Here is a 24462-nt window from a genome sequence, read left to right as displayed (position 1 = left end):
GTAAAAACTATCGATAAAAGTGGTAAAGGGCCGGTTATAGGCTACTGAAATAACTAATAAAAAAATCAGGGTCTTTCAGAGCGATTAAATCGTGGCCCATAAATGAGAAAACCCCGCATTTGCGGGGTTGTAAATATCTTTATGTTCACAGGGTTGCCGCAGAGAAAAGGCTTCTCAACGGCGATTAATCACGGATTAAACTCATGCTGCTGTTCAAAGCGCGAAAATTGCCCTGCGGCATAAATCGACATATTGCTGCCGCCGTGGGCCACGTCCGGCAGCGCCACAAAGTGCCAGTTAAACGGCATGTAGTTTTGTTCGGCCTGCTGCTGCGAGGTAGTAAAGAAGTTCTCGGCCCGCTCGAGGCGATTAGTGCCCTGCGCCATCGCCCCTTTGGAGTGGCGCAGCACGCGGTTTTCTGGGTCATCGTCATTCGCACCGACGGCAATAAGCACCGGTTTGGCAAAGTATTCCGCCAACTGGCTCTGGCTGACTTTTATCGGCGATGCGCGTAACCCGTAAGGCCAGCGCTGGTCGGTATCGGGCAGCGTCCACCATCCTGCGGCGGCACAAATCGCGGCCTTTACTTCGGGCTGAGGCAGTAGCGTTAACATGCGATGCACAAACTGACAACCGGCGCTGTTGCCAAACAGATAGTACTGCGACTGGGTCGTAATGCCTTGCTGACGTAAGGTATTAAAAATATCGTTGACCAGCGTAAAGCCCCACTGTGATTTCGGCACCCGATGATGGGTCTTAGGGTCTTGTATATTACCCAAATTGTAACCGTAAACGCCTGGGAAATCCTGATCCGTGAAACGCGGCACAACAATACGGAAATGGTACTGATCGGCCACTTTGATCCAATCATTGCGGTAGGTCGAGGCATTACGATCGGCACCGCTCATCACCATGATAATCGGCGTGCTGGCATCGGTGCCCGCAGGCTGATAGGTATAAACTTCAAGCGGCTTTTTATTGGCCCCGGCCGGATAGAAAAAACTGCCCGTGCCGTCTGCCAGCGTTTTTAAAACAATCGCGGGTGGTTTGACAGCAGCTTTAGGCGATACGGCTTTAGTCACCGCAGGCGACGTTTTGGCAACGACAGCAGGAGACGACGGCGCCGCAGCTGCAACAGGTGCACTGCTGTTGACCCCCGGTGCCGCGCCCGTGGCAGATTTATTATTATTCGATAGGTCATCGGCTTTAGCTGTTGCAGAAAATATCAGCAAGAGTACAGCCCAACGTAGCACTTTAATCATTCACTATCTCAATAGGTTAGTATCTTACGCCACCACTGTAAGTCATGGGGTCACCATGAGTAAATACACCAAAGCTCAATATCTGTCTATTCACAGAGCAGATAACTCATGGCGCAACAGGCTGGATTCCGTTAATATGCCGCGTTTTTTGCAGTCAACGAGACAGTGTTATGACCACTACATTATTTAAAGATTTTATGTTCGAAGCCGCTCATCACCTGCCTCACGTTCCAGCAGGACATAAATGCGGTCGCCTTCACGGGCACTCTTTTGCCGTACGTTTGGAGATCACTGGGGAAGTGGATCCACACACTGGTTGGGTGATGGATTTTGCTGAATTAAAAGTTGCCTTTGGGCCGATACTCGACAGCTTGGATCACTATTATCTCAATGATATCCCTGGCCTTGAGAACCCAACCAGCGAAGTGCTGGCCGAGTGGATCTGGAACAAGATGAAACCTCTGCTCCCACTGTTGAGCGCGGTGCGCATTAAAGAAACTTGCACCGCCGGCTGCGTTTATCGCGGTTAATCGGCCCTGTCAGTCATTTCTTTAAACAGTATCAATAATCAACGCTAGTATTAGGCGATATTGAGATACTTGTGAGTTTGCATCGAAAGCCGCCAATTTTTCGCGATACACGTCGCGATACATAATTTGGTGGCTTCTTCTTTCTGGCTGATCGGCTGCAGGGCAATAATGCGCGCCTTATCGTCACTCAACGTGGCAAGCAGCTGTTCCAGCGCATCAATATCACGCTGACGAGCCACCGGGTGCTTAATCTCATCGGCGCGCTGTAGCGCCTGTGGCAGAATGTCGTAACCGCCACGCATGTTCACTTTTGGTGAAACGGTGACCCAGGTTTTGGCCGAGCAGCGCACTTCATGCGTGCCGCTGGTTTCAATCTGGCAGCTGTAACCTTCCTGTTCCAACAGTTCAGTCAACGGCTCGAGATTGTAAATACACGGCTCGCCACCGGTTATCACGATGTGTTTTGCCGTCCAACCTTGATTCTGGATAACCTGATGGAGTTTTTCGGCGCTGGCATTGCCCCATGCGTCACTCTCCTGCGTTTTCACCAGGATACGCTGCATATCGACTTCACGATCGGCAAATTTTTCCCAAGTGTGTTTCGTGTCGCACCAGCTGCAACCTACCGGGCAGCCTTGCAAACGAATAAAAATAGCCGGCACGCCGGTAAAATAGCCTTCCCCTTGCAGGGTTTCGAACATCTCGTTAATCGGGTACTGCATGCGTATCTCAGAGTTTAAGGAGCCAATCGATATTATCGCAGACATCTTACCCTGAGCCAAATCTGACGCAGGGCAATTCTCACGCCGCCCTACCTTTTGTCTGACATCTCGCTGTCTTCCGATTCATCCGAATCTGCCCAAGGCAGTCTTTCGTCTGGTTTTGGTAAACTGCCGCCGTTAGGAAGATGTGGGCTTATTAGCTCTTTTTCAGCCGCCAGTAGAAATTGATAGTAAGTAATACTGTCGGCATTGTTCATAACAATGGCAATCCGCGCCTCCTTGTCGTTGGCGATACGCTGAAAAAACCGCCTCATCGCTTCATAAGCATTCGGATCAATTTCCAGTTTTTGACTCCCGTCGTTCCTACGGCGAGTCAAAGTCTTCAGGCCAAGCTTTATTTCAGATAACCCAGATTTTTTCATAGCCTCGTTGAAGCGTTCAGTAAACTCCAATAGATATCTTTCCTCGAGCTGCACATCGGAATAAAGCCCCTCACCCGCATTATAAGTACCAATCAACTTATTCAGCTCGGCAATTTTTTTGTTAAACCCTGTGTCAATATTTCCTTTGAAAACCACTCGATCATCGACGTTTTTGAAATCAACACTCTCCTCATGCTCGCTAGTCAAATATTCATCATAAGACTTAAGCACTAAATGTGACTCAGTATCTTTTGAAAACACCACGTCGTTGTGTTCAAGCGAATAAGAGCTGATTCGATTGGGATAAGGTTGGAAGAAAGTTCCGTGCCCCGCCAAATTGTTATAGAAGAAATCATACGTTTTCAATCGAGTGTTGTCGGTCAAAAAACTTGGCTCGGGAACATGGCTCATTTCGTGGCAAATTAAATGCATCTGACTGGCGTAAGTGAATAAATTCATATAGCCCCACTGTTCTTTGTGAATAATACTGAAAAATGGGTCAGGATCATTTTTATCATTCGTCACAAACCCAAGGACTTCCGATGATGATGTGGGCAGCCGAGATTTAAGCAACACTAGCCGGTTCACTCGTCCACCGCCGGGGCGATAACTATTTAGGTTATTTAAAGTCTGGACAATCGACCTTCTGAACAGATCGGTTTTTTTATCCAGCCGTTCTTCGCCGAATTTCTCTTTGATAAATGCACGCAGCTGACTGTCGTCGAGTACTGCCAACTGACTGAAAATCTGGTTTATGCTGTCAAAACGCGCCCCAAGGGATGATGGCCTACCCTTCATCGTGCCCATAGGCTCATTGAGTACGGCTTCTCCACGGGCAAGGATGCCATAATTCTCCCGTATCGTTTCTCTGAATGTAGCCTCTCCGGGATTAAGCAAACAGTAAGAATCACGGACGGGATCCTGTGCCACAAGCTCGACATCCTCAAGCCTTAGCGTTCCACGATATTTGGGTACGCCCCCCTGACCAGGAATATAATCGTCATTAATCTCTATGCCGGACTCTTTCAGGATTTTCACCATATCCCTTTTTATTGAATCACGGCTCGCACCTGCCTTGTAGACAACATGTTTATTTTTATCTGACCATGGGTTTAATATTTCAAAACCGTTTACTAACGACTGACTGGCCTTATACAACTGTTCAACCGAAACCTTCTGCGGCTCAAATACGGAAGTCGTCGGACCTAATATTCTTTCAATACCGCCGTGAGAGGAAAAAAAGAGAGCAGTATGTTTCACTTCTCCTTGCAGTAAAAAATTAACCACTAAAAGATTGTCGTTGCTTATCCCGCCTTTAATTAACTTATCAAATAAAATATAACTGTATTCTGCCGAGGTAGCTGGAGCTTTTCCGTGGGTTATCTTGTTATAACGAGTGGTTATCGCTTCAGCCATTACTTTCTGGGATTCAAATACCGTAAGGACTCGGGTTATTGGGATTTCAGCAATGATCATACTGCGGTAGCCATTTTGTATATCCTCAATACTTACGGCAGTGCGAACCGAGGGTAGATTGGGACGTTGTATCGGCACCATTTCTAGCGTATTGAGCCTCATCTCATGGATTTTATCCGCAATTATTTTTGAATTTTGTTCCACCGTTTTTTTATATAACAAGGAGGGATTATTTTGTGATGCTTGCCCCGAGGTTCCAGGCTGGCAAAGATTGTCTTCAGCGCGTTTGACACGATGGCAGGAAATCACATTATCGAGTGTAAACTCACCGTTTTCTTGATAGCGGTAATAACGAATTTCGCGAAGATCCTTTGCGCGGTCAAAAACGTTAAGCCTAAAAATTTTAGGATGACTTTTACTCTGTTCAACCTTGATGTATTGGGCCACCCCACGACGCGTTGTGCCCGTACGAATGAAAATCTCACCCGTATTGTCAAGGCGATAGGTATGGGCAAAACCGGGCAGTGATAATGCCGGATCCAATGTAACCAGGGGAACGACCTGTACACTGGATGGCAAGCCTCGAAAGATTGGAGAAGTTACGCTGTTGGTCACTACGCTGTTAATGTTTGCCACGACTTCCCATTTACCGATGCCGGATTTCCACTCCAGTAAAGGGTGTTTATCTGCCTGCTGACTTGGGTTCTTAATGCTAAAAAAACGCCCCTCAAGGTGGCCTTCAACATAGTGACTAACCACACTATTCTGATTTGCTGGGTCAAGCTTGAGGACTTCAAGGTAGTATTTACCAGTATCCGGCTGTGTCCAGACTTTGCTCTCGGGGCTAATCTCTCCCCTGAACGCCAATACTGAATGATCTCCCGGCGAGAGGCGGAGTAATTCATCAGGAATGGCAGAAAGCGATTTGGCATTGAGATGTGAGTTACCCGAACAAAATCTTCTCCACTCACCGACTAGCGGGTTAAGATAAATTTCACGCCCGTTATTTAGGCGATAAACGCCCTCAGTGGTGTGAGGAGTCAAGGCGTAACTCTTGTCTTGTACGTTGATATAAAGCTTTGATTCGCCAGCCGCCGGCGAGAGTGTGCGCATTAATCCGCTGGCCTTATGACTCACCCTCAGACCACTGGGGCTAGAGGGGGTAACGCGATTTATGATAGTCGGATTAACTTTAAACGCACGTGCAGCCGCCGCCTCCGGGGGGATGATAATATTGCTGCTCAATCTGAGCAGCCATTCCGCATGAGTCTCACCCGGCTCACGGTCCAACAGCGTACCGTCCATTATTGCGCCCAGGGTTTGGGCAAACGCGCCAAGCGTCGATGCCAAACCCGCGCCAAGATAGGCCGCAATGCCTCCCGCACCCTCGTCCCAGGCAAGGGTAAACAGTATTCTGCTAGCCTGCATTTGCCTATCTGCCCAGCGAATCACTTCGGCTGCGCTGGAATTACCGTTAACGGCAGGATTAATCACGCTTAACGTTTTAAAACCGCGGGTAGGCAAGCGGTTAAAACCGTCACGCGAACGTCCATCATCCAGCTCCCGTCTGATGCGCTCTAGCGGCGGTTGAACGTCGTCCTCTCTGAAGAAAAGGACATATTTATTGACCAGATAATTTATAAGCACAGTGTTTTGAAAGGTGTCTGACGTGAGCTGAAACGCCTGTAACTGCGTTTTGAGCACATTAAAACTGTCAGAGGGTTTATGCATATTGGGGTTTTGCAACGTTAACGGATTGGCGCTCGCACCTGAAGGCCATTGAGGGAGTGCTGGAATAATTTGCCAGGCACTGGATACCGTCGCGCACAGATTTTCTAGACTAAGGAGAGACGGTATAATATTTGAGTAAGCATTTTCTGGTGAATTAATTGAAGGAATGTGATGAGCTAATGACATGAAAATATTGGGTGACAACCCTAATAATGTTGGGGCATGACTAATAATTACTTCTCGAAAATTTTTAGGTAAGCTAATTTCACGCTGTGGCTCTCCTTTAGTCAGCATTATATGTTCGTCTATCACTTTCCAATCATTTTTATTTATTTTAGAAAGATTTTTATTACTGGATGGACATGAGTGACTGTTAATTACTTTTAAAAATGGATTGGCTATACGTGGTGAAATACTGGCTGGCAAGGGTATTGAGCCGTTAATAGAGGAGGTTCTACTCGTTCGGTTATTGGGCATATTATTATCTCGGAGAGGAAAGAGAATATAATAAGCATAGGCTACAGATAGACCCATCAGTTAACGTTGATGGTTATACTTTGGTTTATAAATAAAAAAACCCGCCGAAGCGGGTTTTGTAAAGCTAGGGCTCAGAAATTACTGACCTTTAACTTCTTTCAGACCGTTAAACGGAGCAGGTGTACCCGCAGCCGCCAACGCTTCTTCGATACGAATCAGCTGGTTGTATTTAGCAACACGGTCAGAACGGCTCATAGAACCGGTTTTGATTTGGCCCGCAGCGGTACCTACTGCCAGGTCGGCAATAGTAGCATCTTCGGTTTCGCCGGAACGGTGAGAGATAACGGCAGTGTAGCCAGCATCTTTCGCCATTTTGATCGCAGCCAGAGTTTCGGTCAGTGAACCGATCTGGTTGAATTTGATCAAGATGGAGTTAACGATACCTTTGTCGATACCTTCTTTCAGGATCTTGGTATTGGTAACGAACAGGTCATCGCCCACCAGCTGAATTTTGTCGCCCAGAACTTTAGTCTGGTATGCGAAGCCAGCCCAATCAGATTCGTCCAAACCGTCTTCGATAGAAACGATTGGGTACTGTTTAGTCAGGTCTTCCAGGAAGTGAGTGAACTCTTCAGAAGTGAAAGCTTTGTTGCCTTCGCCAGCCAGAACATATTTACCGTCTTTGTAGAATTCTGAAGCCGCACAGTCCATCGCCAGAGTAATGTCTTTGCCCAGCTCGTAGCCTGCTGCTTTAACCGCTTCAGCGATTACAGCCAGTGCTTCGGCGTTAGAACCCAGGTTTGGCGCGTAGCCACCTTCATCACCTACTGCAGTCCCCATGCCTTTAGATTTCAGAACTTTAGCCAAGGTGTGGAAAACTTCAGAGCCCATACGTACGGCTTCTTTCAGCGTTTTCGCGCCCACAGGCTGGATCATGAACTCTTGGATGTCGACGTTGTTGTCGGCGTGCTCACCACCGTTGATGATGTTCATCATAGGCAGTGGCATTGAATATTTGCCAGGAGTGCCGTTCAGTTCCGCAATGTGTGCGTACAGTGGCAAACCTTTTGAAGCGGCAGCAGCTTTAGCAGCAGCCAGGGAAACAGCCAGAATCGCGTTAGCACCGAAGTTAGATTTGTTTTCGGTACCGTCAAGCTCAATCATAATCTTGTCGATGTTAGCCTGGTCTTTTGCGTCTTTGCCGAGCAGTGCCTGAGCGATTGGGCCATTTACAGCGCCAACAGCTTTAGTTACGCCTTTACCCAGAAAACGTGATTTATCACCGTCACGCAATTCCAGAGCTTCGCGAGAACCCGTTGATGCACCTGATGGCGCAGCAGCAAGACCTACGAAACCGCCTTCCAGATGAACTTCAGCTTCTACGGTCGGGTTACCACGGGAGTCGATGATTTCACGACCGAGCACTTTAACGATTTTGGACATTAGGATTTCCTCAGTACAAGTTAACTAAAGCTTCAGACTCAGAGACACGCCGCCTTGGGCAAGCGTGTCACCGGCCTTATATTTTATTTTACCTGACGCTTCTGATACTCACCGGCAGCCTTCACAAAGCCTGCAAACAACGGATGACCATCACGCGGCGTTGACGTAAATTCTGGGTGGAATTGGCAAGCAACAAACCACGGATGGTTTGGCAACTCAATAATTTCCACCAGCTGCTTATCGCCAGAGCGACCGGCTACGCGTAAACCTGCTGCTTCAATCGGTTTCAACAGCATATTGTTGACTTCGTAACGGTGACGATGACGTTCAACTATCGTCGGTTCGCCGTACATCTGACGAACCAGGCTGCCTTCGGTCAGGTGGCAAAGTTGACCACCCACGCGCATAGTGCCGCCTAAATCACTCTCTTCGGAACGTACTTCGACGTTGCCGTTTTCATCACGCCATTCAGTAATCAGTGCCACGACAGGGAACTTACAGTCTGGCACAAATTCTGTGGAGTTCGCATTTTCCATACCGACTACGTTACGGGCAAACTCCATCAGCGCAACCTGCATACCCAGGCAAATACCTAAGTAAGGAATGTTGTTTTCACGCGCATAACGCGCGGTCATCAACTTGCCTTCTACGCCGCGATAACCGAAACCACCGGGGATCAAAATCGCATCCAGGTCTTTCAGCATGTCTACGCCGCGCGTTTCTACATCCTGAGAATCGATAAGCTTGATGTTCACCGTCAGGCGGTTTTTCAGGCCTGCGTGCTTCAGTGCTTCGATAACCGATTTGTAGGCATCTGGCAGTTCGGTGTATTTACCCACCATGCCGATGTTCACTTCGCCGCCTGGGTTGGCTTCTTCGTAGACAACCTGTTCCCACTCGGCCAGATCCGCTTCTTTGCACGTTAAGCTGAATCGTTTACAAATATAATCGTCCAGGCCCTGTGATTTCAATAGCGCCGGGATTTTATAAATGGAATCAACGTCTTTTAATGAGATAACGGCTTTCTCTGGAACGTTACAGAACAGGGCAATTTTTGCACGTTCGTTTGCAGGAACTGAACGGTCTGAGCGGCAGATCAGCACGTCTGGCTGAATACCGATAGACAGCAGTTCTTTCACAGAGTGCTGGGTTGGTTTGGTTTTAACTTCACCCGCCGCCGCCATGTATGGCACCAGAGTCAGGTGCATGTACAGGGTGTGCTCACGGCCGACGTCAACCGCCATCTGGCGAATCGCTTCAAGGAACGGCAAGGATTCGATGTCACCTACCGTGCCGCCGATTTCAACCAGCACCACGTCATGACCTTCGCCGCCTTCAATGATGCGCTCTTTGATTGCGTTGGTGATGTGCGGGATAACCTGAATGGTCGCGCCGAGATAATCGCCACGGCGCTCTTTGCGCAGGACGTCGGAGTAAATACGACCGGTTGTAAAGTTGTTACGGCGGGTCATTTTAGTGCGAATGAAACGTTCGTAGTGACCCAGATCGAGATCTGTTTCAGCGCCATCTTCGGTCACGAAGACTTCACCGTGCTGAGTTGGGCTCATGGTACCTGGATCCACGTTGATGTAGGGATCGAGTTTCATGATGGTAACGTTCAAACCACGGGCTTCGAGAATAGCCGCCAGAGAGGCTGCGGCAATGCCTTTACCCAGAGAGGATACAACCCCGCCGGTCACAAAAATATAATTAGTTGTCATGCTGAACCTGAGAGGTTAGGTTTAAAGACGATGGAAGAACCAAGACGGGAAAATAGTATACCCGAACCTTCCTTGGGTCACAAACGATCGTTTTACTCTCTTCACCCGCCAACCCTGCGGCAAGCTCTCTCACGAACACATTGGGGCAGAGCATCATAAAAACCTTATAGAACAGACAAGTAACTACTATATCTTGCTAAAAAAGCCCGTAAAACCGTAAAAAAACGCGTTGAAATTCAATTTATTAAATTTTTGATATTTCACCGCGGGAACATCAATAAACGCTATGTTAGCAGCGGTGTGTTACCGAGTTTTGATATTGATCACGGCAAGGTAATTTTTATACCAGACCTGATTTTTCCTGCTGTTTTATCTGCTGCCATGCTTCTTCCATCTGCTCTAGACTGGCGTCTTCCATCGTCAGCCCCGCGTCACGAATAATGTGTTCAACCTGACGGAAACGACGTTCAAATTTAATATTGGCAGCCTGAAGTGCACCCTCAGCTTTGTGACCAAGATGCCTGGAAAGATTCACGGTCGCGAACAGCAAATCGCCAATTTCCTCGCCGAGTTTCTCCTGATCCACTACCGCCTGTTTGGCTTCAAACATCACCTCGTCGATCTCTTCGTAAACTTTATCAACCACCGGACCAAGGGTTGTCCAGTCGAAGCCGACGTTGGCGCAGCGCTTCTGAATTTTATGCGCCTTCATCAATGCAGGAAGCGTGGCAGGGATATCGTCTAGTGCAGAGAAAAGTGCCTTATCAGCCCGCTCCTGGGTTTTCCCCTTTTCCCAATCCAGCAGTACCTGCGCCTTGTCTTTAGTGTCTGCATTTTCATCCGCGTTGAAAATATGCGGATGGCGACGCTCCAATTTCTCGGAAATCGCCGCGCAGATATCATCAAAATCAAAAAGCCCCTGTTCACTGCCCATCTGAGCGTAAAACACCACCTGAAACAGCAGGTCGCCCAGCTCGTCACGCAGATCGGCAAAGTCCTTGCGCTGAATAGCATCCAGCACTTCATAGGTCTCTTCCAGCGTATAGGGAGCAATGGTCTCGAAACTTTGCGCTTTGTCCCACGGGCAACCCGCAGTCGGATCGCGCAGGGTTTTCATAATCGAAAGAAGACGTTGCAGGGGAAATGAAGAAGTCATTGAGTATTCCAAAATTTAAAATTTAATCCTCTAAATCATTGAAATTTCAACATGGCAGCAAGCGACCAAGTCCCGAATCACTGACATGAATCAGTGATTCGGGGGAACGCGCGCCGCTAACGCTGCTGCTGCTTCAATGACGACGAGGATTAGCTTCCGTGGAGGCGCTTGGCCTCAATAACATCCGGTAGCTGATTCAGCTTGGCGATAACCCGGCTTAACACCTGCGGATTATAAATCTCGATATCCATATCGATGGTCGCCAGCATGTTCTTGGTGTCGCTGCGGCTGGCCACCCCAAGCACGTTAACTTTTTCGTTAGCGAGAATGGTGGTGATATCGCGCAGTAGTCCGCTTCTGTCATTAGCCACCACGCGCAGCACCAGCGAATATCCGCTGGAATAGCTTTCGCCCCACACGGCGTCCACAATTCTTTCCGGCGCGTGGGACTTGAGATCTTCAAGCTGATCGCAGTCGGCGCGGTGAATCGAAATTCCGCGGCCCTGAGTAATGAAACCGATAATTTCATCGCCCGGTATCGGCTGGCAGCAGCGAGCAATGTGATGCATCAGGTTGCCCACGCCCTCAACCACGACGCGCCCGTTCTCTTTAGAACCATTACGCACCGGCGCACGCGTCGACTTTTGCGTTAGCTGACGCAGTGCTTCTTCATCAAGCTCTTCGGCACTTGGCTTTTTCAACTGTGACTGTAAATAGTTCGCCATCTGATTCAGGCGAATATCACCATTGCCAATCGCCGCCAACAGCTCGTCGAGCGAGTTAAAGTTGTAACGCGGCAGCAGCAGTTTCTCGGCGTCTTTCAGCGTGATATCAATGCGGTCAAGCTCGTCGTCAAGGATCTGCTTGCCGGCAATAATATTCTTGTCGCGATCCTGCTTGCGGAACCAGTTCTGGATCTTTGAACGTCCACGACTGGTTGTGATATATCCCAGACTCGGATTTAGCCAGTCGCGGCTCGGGTTCGGATGTTTCTGGGTAATAACCTCAATCTGATCGCCCATCTGCAACTGATAGGTAAACGGCACAATGCGCCCACCGATTTTTGCTCCGATACAGCGGTGACCGACATCGCTGTGGATATGATAGGCAAAATCGAGCGGCGTTGAGCCGGTTGGCAAGTCGACCACGTCACCTTTCGGCGTAAAGACATAAACTCGGTCGTCGAATACCTGACTGCGCACTTCGTCGAGCATTTCGCCCGAATCGGCCATCTCTTCCTGCCAGGCAATCAGCTTACGAAGCCAAGCAATGCGCCCTTCGTAGCCACCGCTGCGTCCGCCAACGACTGCGGTACCTTCTTTGTATTTCCAATGCGCGGCCACGCCCAGCTCGGCGTCTTCATGCATCTGCCGGGTGCGGATCTGCACTTCAAGTGTTTTACCCCGTGGGCCCAATACGACGGTGTGAATTGACTGATAACCGTTGGGCTTAGGGTTGGCCACATAGTCGTCAAATTCGTCGGGCAAATGGCGGAAATGGGTGTGTACAATCCCCAGCGCGGCATAGCAGTCCTGCAGACGTTCAACAACGACGCGAACGGCGCGCACGTCAAACAGCTCGTCAAAGGAGAGGGATTTTTTCTGCATCTTGCGCCAGATGCTGTAGATATGTTTCGGGCGGCCATACACATCAACCTTGATACCCTCTTCCGCCATCGCGTTGCGCACGGTGCTCACAAAGTCATCAATATACTGGGCGCGGTCAATACGGCGCTCGTGCAGCAATTTAGCGATGTGCTTATATTCGTCGGGATGCAGATAGCGGAAGCAGAAGTCTTCAAGCTCCCACTTTAATTGGCCGATGCCCAACCGGTTAGCCAGCGGGGCATAAATATTGGTACATTCCTTGGCCGCCAGCACGCGCTCTTCTTCCGGTGCGTCTTTTACCTCACGCAGGTGGGCAATTCGCTCGGCGAGCTTAAGCACCACACAGCGGAAGTCTTCGACCATTGCCAGCAGCATGCGGCGCACGTTGTCGACCTGCTCTGAGCCCATCGAGTCATTCTGGGTGGCCTTGAGCTGGCGAATAGCGTCCATGTCACGCACGCCGTGCACCAGATAGGTTATCTCTTTGCCAAACGCCTTGGTGAGGGTGTCTTCATCAATCACGCCTTCATCAACCAGCGGAAACAGCAGCGCGGCGCGCATACTGTCATTGTCCATGCTCAACGTGGAAAGGATTTCAACCATTTCCAGGCCGCGCCAAAGCAGCAGCGAGGCATCAGGATGCCCTTGAGTTTGTTGTTCGCAGTAGCGCCAGGTTGCGGCTAAACGCTCACATGATTCTTGGCTGGAGATGCCTAAAGTCGTGATCCACTCGTCAAGCGCAAATTCGCCAGCCGTATTCAAATGCGCACTACGTACCGCAACCATAACCTCTCCCTACGTTACCAATATTAACGCTTAGCGTTATCTTGCCCATTCGTTACCAACGTGGCAACTTCTTCTATCCTTAATAACCGGCTTTAACCTTGCGACACACGTCGCCTTGCCGCAATATCTAGATATCTACGACAAAAGAGATAGGTCAGCAGCCAATTCTCCCACATTGGAACCCCATGACCAAACATAGCCTGCGGGCAAGGATGATGATTTTAATTCTGGCACCGACTTTAATGATCGGTTTGCTGCTCAGCACCTTTTTTGTGGTGCACCGTTATAACGAGCTGCAGAACCAATTGATCGATTCAGGTGCGAGTATTATAGAACCGTTAGCGGTCGCCAGTGAGTATGGCATGACATTTCGCGAACGGGCTCCCATAACTCGACTCATCAATCGGCTGCATAGAACCCACTCGGATATCGTTCGGGCGATCAGCGTTTTTGACAACCACAATACCCTTTTTACCGCCTCGAACGCCCTGCGCGACACGGGATTACTGCAGGTTGAGCCCGGCGAACCGCTGCCTCAGGAGCTCACGCTAATCCGGGCGGGCGACTCACTTATCCTGCGTTTACCGATTATTGCTGAAAACCATACCGACGCGGGCGACGGCGCTTTCAGCGAGTCGGCGGAGCACTTTCTCGGATATATCGCCATCGAACTGGACCTCAGCTCGGTGCGTTTGCAGCAATACCAAGAGGTGTTTGTTTCAACCCTTTTGCTACTTTTGTGCCTTGGCATCGCAACGCTTTTTGCTTACCGCCTGATGCGCGATGTTACCGGGCCTATCCGCAATATGGTCAACACCGTCGACCGAATTCGCCGCGGTCAGCTCGATAGCCGCGTTGAGGGCAATATGCCCGGTGAATTGAGCATGCTGAAAAATGGCATCAATTCAATGGCGATGTCTCTGACCGCCTATCACGAAGAAGTTCAGCAAAATATCGATCAGGCCACCTCAGACCTGCGCGAAACGCTGGAGCAAATGGAGATCCAAAACGTTGAGCTTGATCTGGCTAAAAAGCGTGCTCAGGAAGCTGCACGAATAAAATCCGAGTTTCTGGCCAATATGTCGCACGAGCTGCGCACCCCGCTCAACGGCGTGATTGGCTTCACCCGCCAGACGTTAAAAACACAGCTTTCACCGACCCAGACTGATTATCTGCAAACGATAGAGCGCTCGGCGAATAATCTGTTAACCATTATTAACGACGTGCTTGATTTCTCGAAGCTTGAAGCAGGCAAACTGGTGCTGGAGCATATTCCCTTCTCACTGCGCGAAATGATCGATGAAGTGGTCATTTTGCTGGCCCACAGCGCCCACGAAAAAGGCCTTGAACTGACCATTAACGTGCAGAATAACGTGCCGGAATATGTGCTGGGCGACCCGATGCGTTTACAGCAGGTTGTCACCAACTTACTGGGTAATGCCATTAAATTCACAGAAAATGGCAACATTGATATTAATGTGGAATTGCGCTCGCAGAACAATTTGCAAGTCGAGCTTGAGATGCAGATTCATGATACCGGTATTGGTATTTCCGAGCGTCAGCAGTCGCAGCTGTTTCAGGCATTTCGCCAGGCGGATGCCAGCATTACCCGACGTCACGGCGGAACGGGGTTAGGCCTGGTTATCACGCAGCGGCTAGTGAAAGAGATGGGCGGAGATATCAGTTTTTACAGTCAGCTTAATCGAGGCTCCACTTTCTGGTTCCATATCACCCTTGAGCTTAATGAAAACCGCTCTCATCAGCCACTGCCGATGGCCTGCCTCAAGGGTAAAAAGTTGGCCTACATTGAGGCTAATCCAACGGCAACCCAGGCTGTTATAGAGATGCTGGCGAGCACGCCGGCCGAGGTGATTCATCGCACCAGCCAGGCACTGCTGCCAGACGAGCACTATGATTTCATTCTTTATGGCATCCCCATCCGGCTCAATCACCATCTGAACGACTATGAGGAGCGGCTGCAACAGTTGCTTGATCACTGCGATAAACTGATTTTGGCACTGCCAAGCCAGTTCCAAATCTCGGCGGAACAGCTTAAAAATAAAGGCGTTTATGCCTGTCTTAACAAACCTGTTTCGAGCGTGCGCCTGCTGCCTTATTTGCTTGAAGACCCGAGCACCTCGCACGCTGAAAATATCGCCCAACGCGGCCAGCGCTTGCCCATGACGGTGATGGCGGTAGATGATAATCCGGCAAATCTTAAGCTTATTGGCGCACTGCTTGAAGAGCTGGTTGAGACTACTCTGCTGTGTAACAGCGGTGAAGAGGCGATTGAGCTGGCAAAAAACGTCAGTATGGATGTGATACTGATGGACATACAAATGCCTAATATTGACGGCATCCGCACCAGCGAACTGATTCATCTCCTGCCACACCACAGTGCGACACCGATTGTTGCCGTCACAGCGCACACGTTGAGTGGAGAAAGAGAACAGTTTATCAAGGCCGGCATGGAGGACTATCTGTCAAAACCGATTGATGAAGCGATGTTGAAAGTCGTGCTCGGACGCTACCACACCTCGCAAATGCCCGAGCCACACGTCGCCAACCTTAGTCCTAAATCATCGACAGAGTCGGACTCACCAAAAACGCTCTACTGGGCGTTGGCACTGCGCCAGTCGGCCAATAAAGAGGCACTGGCCAACGATTTGCTTCAGATGCTGCTCGACTTCTTACCGCAGGTGAGCAAACGCGTGACGGCCATTATCCAGGGTGAAAAAGATAACGACATTCTAGCGCTTATCCATAAGCTGCACGGCAGTTGCAGCTACAGCGGCGTCCCACGTTTAAAACAGCTGTGTTTCTACATTGAGCAACAGCTGAGAAAAAATGTTTCCGACGACGAGCTGGAACCCGAGTGGCTGGAGCTGCTGGATGAAATCGGCAACGTCACCCGCGAAGCGAAAGCCCATTTGCACCGCAATCATAACGCTGGTTAACGAATCCCCCGGAGCTTACATCAGTAAGTGACGGGGGTGAGTGAAGGCGGCCAACGCGCAGTCAATACGCGAAAGATTTCGTGTTGCAGGAAGACGGCAACTGAACGAATCCCCCGGAGCTTACACCAGTAAGTGACGGGGGTGAGTGAAGGCGGTCAACGCGCAGTCAATACGCGAAAGATTTCGTGTTGCAGGAAGACGGCAACTGAACGAATCCCCCGGAGCTTACACCAGTAAGTGACGGGGGTGAGTGAAGGCGGTCAACGCGCAGTCAATACGCGAAAGATTTCGTGTTGCAGGAAGACGGCAACTGAACGAATCCCCCGGAGCTTACACCAGTAAGTGACGGGGGTGAGTGAAGGCGGCCAACGCGCCTGCAGCACGAAAGATAGTACGTATTCAGAACCAAGTGCTGACGGCACCCGTCACATCATACTGCTCATTGATCAGCAAAAGCTGGCGCCATTTGTCGAAGGTCAGGCACGGGTGTGAGATATCAAATGACAGCATGTCGCCAATTTTAATATCGGCTCCCTCCGGAATCGACATAAACGCATGCTGGTCCATCATGGCAAAGATTTTCCACGCCTCTGGGGCTGGAACCACCGCGGCGTAGGCCTGATTCTGAGCACTTTGCGGGCGATAATGTCCGCTGACAACCGGAAATCCGGCATCCGACGACGTGTCGCGCTTGCCCAAACCCACGATTGCACGACCCGGTTCAGGCAGTGATTGCACATAGGCCCAAACCTGCAGCGCGGGAAGCAGGCTAAAATTCATCTCGCGCGCAATGGGATTATTTTGCTTAATGCGGTCACTGGCGCGATGATAGGCTCCCACGTCGTGAGTGAGGTAACACCCCGGACGCAGCACCACGTCGAGCGCATAATGCCCTGCGGCGTCGAGATGGCTCCCCACTTTGCTAAACTCCTCCGCCACCACGTCGTACCAGGCCGAACCAGCACCCGATAAAATTACCGCCGACTCTTTAAAAATACCCGACTCCGCCAGAATTTGGGTTCTCTCCACCACGTGCTGCAAAAAGGCGCGGATCGGTGCCTCTTCGTTTAAAACACCTTCGTATAACTCAACGCCGACCAGCGAGAGCGACTGCGGCCAACGCGCCACAGCGGCCAGCACAGCCTGTTCCTGCTGCGTGTTACGGATACCGGTTCTGCCTCCGGCGATGCCAAACTCAAGCAGGATACGCAGCGTTTGCCCACGTTCAGCGAAGTCATGGCCCAGCGCGTCGACGTTATCGGCAGAATCAACAATGCAGCAAAATTCAAAGGACTCGTCCTGACGCATCAGGTTGGCAATAATCGCCATATTGCCTTTACCCACTAATTGGTTAGCCATCAACACGTTACGCACACCAAAAGCGAAGGCAGCATCAATTTGTGCCGCGGTAGCGAGCGTAATTCCCCACGCACCAGCATCAATCTGCATCCTGAACAGCTCAGGGCTCATGGTGGTTTTACCGTGAGGGGCAAGTTTTACCTTATAGCGGTCGATAAACTCCTGCATCCACGCCAAATTGTGTTGGATCTTTTCTTCTGACAACACCGCCACTGGCAGGCTGACCTGCTCCTGCAAAATATTCCAGCCCTGACTGGTGATATCGCCCATTCGAGCCTTTGCATCTAACGGGCCTAGTCCCTTGGTGTGAGTATTAGCCGGCAGGCTGGCAAAAAAAGTCTCTGACATGTTGGGTTCTCTTTAACGAATAGGCTTCAAAGCTATCGTAAAAATTGGGCAGATGAAACTGCTTTAGAAAGGCTGGCAGAGGACAAAATAAAAAACCGATACCTTCTTTAAGATATCGGTTTCACCTCACAATGCCTGACGAGCAGGGTCATTACATTTTTTGCGCCAGCCGGATCGTAGCGGCAATATTCCGCGCCGATTTACGCAAATTATCGGCGGCGTTCTCCAGCGCTTCATCCAGAGTACAAACACTGTAAAGCACGCTAAATACCGCATCCAGCCCGTGTTCGTAAACCACATCGACGTCTTTAGTCAGACTGCCACCGATAGCAATCACCGGCTTGTTGTAACGTTTGGCAACCCGCGCTACGCCGATCGGCACTTTTCCGTTGATGCTCTGGCTGTCGATGCGGCCTTCTCCGGTAATCACCAACGTCGCGTCGCGCACCAGGGCGTCAAGGCCCAACGCCTCGGTGACAATTTCAATTCCTTGACGCAGTTCGGCATTGCAAAAACCATACAACGCCGCCCCCATTCCACCCGCGGCACCCGCTCCGGGAACCTCTTCAACGTCAATGCCCAAATCCCGTTTGATGACCCCGGCATAGTGTTTGAGATAACCGTCCAGTTGCTTAATCATTTCAGGCGTGGCGCCCTTTTGCGGCCCGAAAATCGCCGTCGCACCTTTATCACCGGTGAGCGGATTCGTTACGTCGCAGGCCACTTCGAAGCGGCATTTTTTAATTCTTTTGTCCAAGCCGCTGATATCAATCTTATCGAGTTTAATCAGCTCGCCACCGCCGTGGCCAATCTCCCTGCCGTCCTGGGACAGCAGTTTTGCGCCCAAAGCCTGCACCATGCCGGAACCGCCGTCGTTGGTCGCACTGCCACCAATGCCGATAATGCAGTGCTGAACGCCGTGATCGAGCGCGCTTTTAATCAGCTCTCCGGTTCCATAGGACGTTGTTTTTAGTGGGTTACGTCTGGCCTGTGGCACGCTTTCCAAACCGCTTGCCGCCGCCATTTCGATAAAGGCAATTTTTTCGTCCCCGGAAAGCCCGAAGAATGCCTTAATCGGCTCGCCGAGGGGGCCAGTCACCTCAACCTCAACCACGCGGCCACCGGTCGCGGCCACCATCGCCTCCACGGTGCCTTCGCCGCCGTCCGCCACCGGCAGTTTTACATACTCGGCCTGTGGAAAGATTTCGCGAAAGCCGCTCTCAATGGCCTTTGCCACCTCCAGAGCCGACAAACTTTCTTTGAATGAGTCCGGTGCGATTACTATTTTCATAAGCTATCCACTCCCAGAGGACTACCGTGTCACTTCAACCTTCGCCAAGCTTTCATAATAGCGTGCAATCGCGCTGTGGTCAGACTGTCCGTGACCGTCAGCCTTCAAAGCCTGCATGATTTCCATCACTGACGCAGTGAGCGGCAGTTGCGCGCCAATCTCGTGTGAGGTGTCCAGAGCATTAGCCAGGTCTTTGATATGTAAATCAATACGGAAACCGGGTTTAAAATTGCGGTCCATCACCATTGGGGCTTTTGCCTCTAAAACGGTACTTCCCGCCAGGCCGCCGCGAATAGCCTGAAACACCAGGTCTGGGTTGACGCCGGCCTTGGTTGCCAGCACCAGCGCCTCGGACATGGCGGCAATATTTACCGCGACGATCACCTGATTAGCCAACTTGGTGACGTTTCCCGCGCCAATATCGCCGGTGTGCACCACCGAACCGGCCATCGATTTCATCACCTCATAGCATTTATCGAACACGGCTTTATCGCCGCCCACCATCACCGACAGGGTGCCTTCAATGGCTTTCGGCTCACCGCCGCTGACCGGCGCATCCAACATCAGCACCTTTTTTTCCGCCAGCGCCTGGCTGATTTCTCGGCTCGCCAGCGGGGCAATTGAGCTCATATCAATCACAATAGTGCCTTCGCGCGCGCCTTCAATAATGCCGTTCTCGCCTAAAACCACCGCCTTCACCTGAGGAGAATTTGGCAGCATGGTAATAATAATATCGCTCTTCTCGGCCACTGCTTTCGGGGTAGCGGCCTTTTCTGCACCGGCGGCGACCAGTTCTTCGGTGGTCTCTTGGTGACGGTCTAGAAAAACCACCGAGTAACCTGCCTTGAGCAGGTTTTTACTCATCGGTTTGCCCATAATCCCAAGACCAATAAATCCGATTTTCATGCTTTATTCCCCTGATTATTTGGTAAAGCGGTCGCAGAGTGCCTGCGTAGCGGTGCGGAACACACCTAAATCGCTGCCTACCGCGACGAAGGTGGCACCCCACTCGATATAGCGCCGCGCATCGGATTCCACCGGTGCCAGAATGCCGCTGGTTTTACCGTGCGCCTTGGCTCGGTCGAGAATGTGCTTGATAGCTGCCTGCACCTCGGGATGCCCAGCGTTGCCCAAATGCCCCAGCCCCGCAGCCAAATCACTGGGTCCCACAAAGAGATTATCAACGCCGTCGACGGCGGCAATGGCATCGATATTATCAATACCCTGCTGGCTTTCGATTTGTACCATCACGCTGATGTTGTCGTTGGCCTGAGCCAAATAGTCCGGGACGGTGCCAAACATATTGCCGCGATGAGAAACCGATACCCCACGAATTCCCGCCGGAGGATAGCGAGTGGATGCCACCGCCAGCTCGGCCTGCGCCTGCGTTTCAACAAACGGGATCAGGAAGTTGGCAAAACCAATGTCCAACAGGCGTTTGATAATCACCGGCTCATTGGTTGGCGGCCTGACAACTGGCGCACTTTTACTGCCTTTAAGCGCCATCAGTTGAACAACAAAGCTCGAAATGTCGTTGGGCGCGTGTTCACCATCGAGTAATAACCAGTCAAAACCGGCCAGCCCCAAGACTTCGGTCGAAATCGGATTAGACAGTGCCGACCAGCAGCCGATTAAGGTCTTGCCTGCCAGCAAGTCTTGGCGAAAACGGTTTAGGATCACTTGATTACTCATACGGAACCTCTGTTAAGGGGTGAAGATTTGGGAAATGCGGGTGGGCGGTCTGCGTCGTTAATCGGCGAAGCCTGCGGTAATAATTCACTGAATTCAGTATAGAAAGAGAGGATAAAAATGGCACTGTGCAAACGCCCAGTAATCCCGCCCACCTCAGCACAATTTTCTTTGCAATGTCACATCATAATGGGACAACAATCACATTATTTTTTAGCCACTGAAAACCACACAATAAACGGTGATAAGCGTCACGTTCACTCCCTCATTTGCCATAGAAAATAAGTTAATCAGCACTAAAAGCTAGTCACTTGCACAATGAGCAATGGTCACGTCTGCCTTATAATTTTGCTCAATCATTGTGGATAAAAGTATTTTCTAAACGGAGACGTTTATGTCACAGGCCATTTTTTCACGTAATAAAGAGCAAGCGACCCACGCTTTATATATAAAAGTGCACGAGACAGATAACGTCGCCATCATTGTTAATGACAATGGACTGAAAGCCGGAACCCGCTTCACCAGCGGGCTTGAACTGATCGAGCATATTCCTCAAGGTCATAAAGTGGCGCTAAGCGCCATTCGTCAGGGGGAAGATATTCTGCGTTACGGCGAAGTGATTGGTTATGCGCTGCGTGACATTCCTCAGGGCAGCTGGATTGACGAATCGGTGGTTGCGCTTCCAGAAGCTCCTGCATTGGAGACCTTACCGCTGGCAACCCGGGTTCCTACCGCGCTTGCCCCGCTTGAAGGCTATACCTTTGAGGGCTATCGAAACAAAGACGGCAGCGTCGGCACTAAAAATCTGCTCGGTATCACCACCAGCGTGCACTGTGTGGCAGGCGTGGTGGATTATGTCGTGAAAATTATTGAGCGCGATCTGCTGCCCAAATATCCCAACGTCGACGGCGTGGTGGGACTAAATCATCTTTACGGCTGCGGCGTGGCAATTAATGCACCGGCGGCGGTGGTGCCTATCCGCACCCTCCATAATCTGGCCTTGAACCCAAATTTTGGCGGCGAAGTGATGATCGTGGGCTTGGGCTGCGAAAAGCTGCAACCTGAAAAACTGCTGATCGGAACCGATGACGTGCAGGCGATTTCTCTTGATGATGTGAACGTGATACGCCTACAGGACGAGCGGCACGTCGGCTTTCAGTCGATGGTTGACGATATTCTTGCCGTGGCAGATTTTCATCTTCAACGGTTAAATCAGCGTCAGCGTGAAACCTGTCCTGCTGCCGATTTAGTGGTGGGTACACAGTGCGGTGGTAGTGATGCCTTCTCGGGCGTGACCGCCAATCCTGCGGTGGGTTTCGCCTCTGACCTGCTGGTGCGCTGTGGAGCAACGGTCATGTTTTCGGAAGTCACAGAGGTGCGCGACGCCATTCATCTGCTGACGCCACGCGCCGTTAACGAGCAGGTTGGCAAGCGGCTGCTGGAAGAAATGGCCTGGTACGACAACTATTTGGCAAGCGGCATGACTGACCGTAGCGCTAACCCCTCACCGGGCAACAAGAAAGGCGGATTGGCCAACGTGGTTGAAAAAGCACTGGGTTCCATTGCCAAGTCTGGCACCAGCGCCATTGTTGAGGTTCTTTCTCCGGGCCAGCGACCGACCAAACGCGGACTGATTTATGCCGCCACGCCCGCCAGTGACTTTGTCTGCGGCACTCAGCAGGTAGCATCGGGTATCACGGTGCAGGTATTTACCACCGGCCGCGGCACGCCTTACGGGTTAACGGCGGTGCCGGTCATTAAAATGGCCACTCGCACTACGCTGGCCAATCGTTGGTTTGACCTGATGGACATTAACGCAGGTACTATTGCCACCGGCGATGCCACTATTGAAGACGTCGGCTGGGAGCTGTTTCATTTTATTCTTGATATTGCCAGCGGGCGCAAGAAAACCTGGTCAGATCAATGGGGGATCCATAATGCCTTGGCGGTGTTTAACCCGGCGCCGGTAACCTAATCTCAATGATTTTCAAAGATCTGAAATTCTAAGGGCATGCGCTGCGCTTACTCGGTTTCACCCAAACGGACCAAAAGGCCGCGACCAACGCCACGCACAAACGTCACTGGAAAGAACTAAAAACGTGAGGATCGATATTTGTAAACGAGGACAACGCGCAGGATCCACAAGGAGGGGCGCTTACCCCGCCTTGTGGCGGTCTGGGACGCCCCCCTAACCCCTTTATCTCACCAAACAAGGCTTTTTCGGATCAAACGCCCAGTTTGGGATCAAGAACTGCATGCCCGCTGCGTCATCCCTTGCGCCAAGCCCCCTACTTTTATAAAGCTCGTGCGCCTTCATAAGCTGGTCCTCGTCGATTTCAACGCCCAGCCCTGGCCGTTCAGGCACACTCACTCTTCCCCCTTTGATTTGCAACGGATCTTTAGTCAGTCGCTGATTGCCCTCCTGCCAGATCCAGTGGGTATCTATCGCCGTAATTTTGCCAGGTGCCGCGGCGGCCACGTGGGTAAACATCGCCAGAGAAATATCAAAATGATTATTGGAGTGCGAACCCCAGGTCAGCCCCCATTCGTGACACATCTGCGCAACGCGTACCGATCCCTGCATCGTCCAGAAATGCGGATCTGCTAGCGGAATATCCACCGATTTAAGCTGAATAGTGTGGCCCATCTGCCGCCAGTCGGTGGCGATCATGTTGGTAGCGGTTGGCAGTCCGGTCGCTTGGCGAAACTCGGCCATAATTTCGCGTCCGGAAAAGCCCTGCTCGGCGCCACACGGGTCTTCGGCATAGGCCAGCACGTTGCGCAGCTGCTTGCCCAGACCAATGGCTTCGTCCAACGACCAGGCACCGTTGGGGTCAAGCGTAATACGCGCCTGCGGGAAACGCTGAGACAGCGCCGTTACTGCTTCGGCCTCTTCACTGCCGCGCAGCACGCCGCCCTTTAATTTAAAATCATTAAAGCCGTATTGGTCGTAGGCCGCCTCGGCCAGCCGCACTACCGCCTCCGGTGTCAGTGCTTCTTCATGACGCAGGCGATACCAGTCATTGCGATGGTCTTTTTCACGCTGATAAGGCAGAGCCGTTTCATCCGGATTGCCGACATAAAACAAATATCCCAGCATTTCAACCGAGTCGCGCTGCTGCCCGTCTCCCAACAGTGAGGCAACGCTGACGTCAAGATGCTGGCCCAGCAGGTCGAGCATGGCGGCCTCAATCGCAGTCACCACGTGAATGGTCGTGCGCAGGTCAAAGGTTTGCAGGCCACGCCCCGAAGCGTCACGGTCAGCAAACTGCTGGCGCACCGCATTCATCACATTCTTATATTCACCCAACGTTTTACCCACGACCAGCGGTTCGGCATCAATCAATGTCTGGCGGATTTTTTCGCCGCCGGGCACCTCCCCAACGCCGGTATGGCCGTCGTTATCTTTCAGAATCAGAATATTGCGGGTGAAAAAAGGCGAGTGCGCACCACTCAGGTTTAACAGCATGCTGTCGTGCCCAGCAACGGGCACAACCTGCATTGATACAATTTTGGGGGTAGAGAACGAGGCTGACATAACGACT

15 protein-coding genes are annotated in these 24462 nt (G+C 51.1%); 3 read left to right on the top strand and 12 right to left on the bottom strand.

The genetic code is table 11. The features are described from left to right. Positions 1-188: 188 nt before the first annotated feature. Positions 189-1262, bottom strand: coding sequence for a hypothetical protein (locus tag BS639_RS06765; protein ID WP_084982648.1), 1074 nt, complete (start codon positions 1260-1262; stop codon positions 189-191). A 170-nt stretch (positions 1263-1432) separates the two neighbouring features. Here BS639_RS06765 and queD point away from each other — a divergent pair, with 170 nt between their 5' ends. After that, on the top strand, positions 1433-1792 hold the full coding sequence (gene queD, locus BS639_RS06760; RefSeq protein WP_084982646.1) for a 6-carboxytetrahydropterin synthase QueD: 360 nt from the start codon (positions 1433-1435) through the stop codon (positions 1790-1792). Between the two features lie 50 nt (positions 1793-1842). Here the strand turns inward: queD and queE are convergent, their stop codons facing one another. The 6 genes from queE to relA all read right to left on the bottom strand — a co-directional run bounded on the left by queE (position 1843) and on the right by relA (position 13273). Then, entirely contained in the window at positions 1843-2514 is a 672-nt protein-coding gene (gene queE, locus BS639_RS06755; RefSeq protein WP_055775112.1) for a 7-carboxy-7-deazaguanine synthase QueE, read from the bottom strand. Positions 2515-2603: 89 nt separating this feature from the next. Then, positions 2604-6509: a hypothetical protein gene (locus BS639_RS06750; protein WP_139804055.1), complete on the bottom strand. Its 3906-nt coding sequence runs from the start codon at positions 6507-6509 to the stop codon at positions 2604-2606. 189 nt (positions 6510-6698) lie between these two features. Continuing rightward, positions 6699-8003, bottom strand: coding sequence for a phosphopyruvate hydratase (eno, locus tag BS639_RS06745; protein WP_055775106.1), 1305 nt, complete (start codon positions 8001-8003; stop codon positions 6699-6701). Between the two features lie 83 nt (positions 8004-8086). Next, positions 8087-9724 (bottom strand): glutamine hydrolyzing CTP synthase, encoded by a 1638-nt coding sequence (gene pyrG / locus BS639_RS06740; protein ID WP_055775102.1) that lies wholly within the window; start codon positions 9722-9724, stop codon positions 8087-8089. 340 nt (positions 9725-10064) lie between these two features. Continuing rightward, on the bottom strand, positions 10065-10880 hold the full coding sequence (gene mazG, locus BS639_RS06735) for a nucleoside triphosphate pyrophosphohydrolase (protein WP_084982643.1): 816 nt from the start codon (positions 10878-10880) through the stop codon (positions 10065-10067). Positions 10881-11029: 149 nt separating this feature from the next. Further along, positions 11030-13273, bottom strand: coding sequence for a GTP diphosphokinase (relA, locus tag BS639_RS06730; RefSeq protein WP_055775096.1), 2244 nt, complete (start codon positions 13271-13273; stop codon positions 11030-11032). A gap of 185 nt (positions 13274-13458) precedes the next feature. Here relA and barA point away from each other — a divergent pair, with 185 nt between their 5' ends. Further along, complete coding sequence (gene barA / locus BS639_RS06725) at positions 13459-16230, top strand: two-component sensor histidine kinase BarA (protein WP_084982642.1); 2772 nt, start codon at positions 13459-13461, stop codon at positions 16228-16230. Between the two features lie 399 nt (positions 16231-16629). Here barA and BS639_RS06720 read toward each other — a convergent pair whose 3' ends face one another. The 4 genes from BS639_RS06720 to garL form a co-directional block, all read right to left on the bottom strand. Then, on the bottom strand, positions 16630-17937 hold the full coding sequence (locus tag BS639_RS06720) for an amino acid deaminase (RefSeq protein WP_084982641.1): 1308 nt from the start codon (positions 17935-17937) through the stop codon (positions 16630-16632). Positions 17938-18088: 151 nt separating this feature from the next. Then, complete coding sequence (locus tag BS639_RS06715; RefSeq protein ID WP_055775088.1) at positions 18089-19228, bottom strand: glycerate kinase; 1140 nt, start codon at positions 19226-19228, stop codon at positions 18089-18091. Positions 19229-19249: 21 nt separating this feature from the next. Next, complete coding sequence (gene garR, locus BS639_RS06710; protein ID WP_084982640.1) at positions 19250-20134, bottom strand: 2-hydroxy-3-oxopropionate reductase; 885 nt, start codon at positions 20132-20134, stop codon at positions 19250-19252. Positions 20135-20149: 15 nt separating this feature from the next. After that, entirely contained in the window at positions 20150-20920 is a 771-nt protein-coding gene (garL, locus tag BS639_RS06705; RefSeq protein ID WP_055775082.1) for a 2-dehydro-3-deoxyglucarate aldolase, read from the bottom strand. Between the two features lie 391 nt (positions 20921-21311). Here garL and garD point away from each other — a divergent pair, with 391 nt between their 5' ends. Continuing rightward, complete coding sequence (gene garD, locus BS639_RS06700; protein WP_084982639.1) at positions 21312-22892, top strand: galactarate dehydratase; 1581 nt, start codon at positions 21312-21314, stop codon at positions 22890-22892. A 222-nt stretch (positions 22893-23114) separates the two neighbouring features. On the opposite strand, the gene gudD is transcribed toward garD, so the two are convergent. Beyond that, positions 23115-24455 (bottom strand): glucarate dehydratase, encoded by a 1341-nt coding sequence (gene gudD, locus BS639_RS06695; RefSeq protein WP_084982637.1) that lies wholly within the window; start codon positions 24453-24455, stop codon positions 23115-23117. Positions 24456-24462: the final 7 nt, after the last annotated feature.

Source organism: Rouxiella silvae (genome assembly GCF_002093625.1).
Taxonomy (GTDB): domain Bacteria; phylum Pseudomonadota; class Gammaproteobacteria; order Enterobacterales; family Enterobacteriaceae; genus Rouxiella; species Rouxiella silvae.
This window is presented reverse-complemented; position numbering and strand designations above follow the sequence as displayed.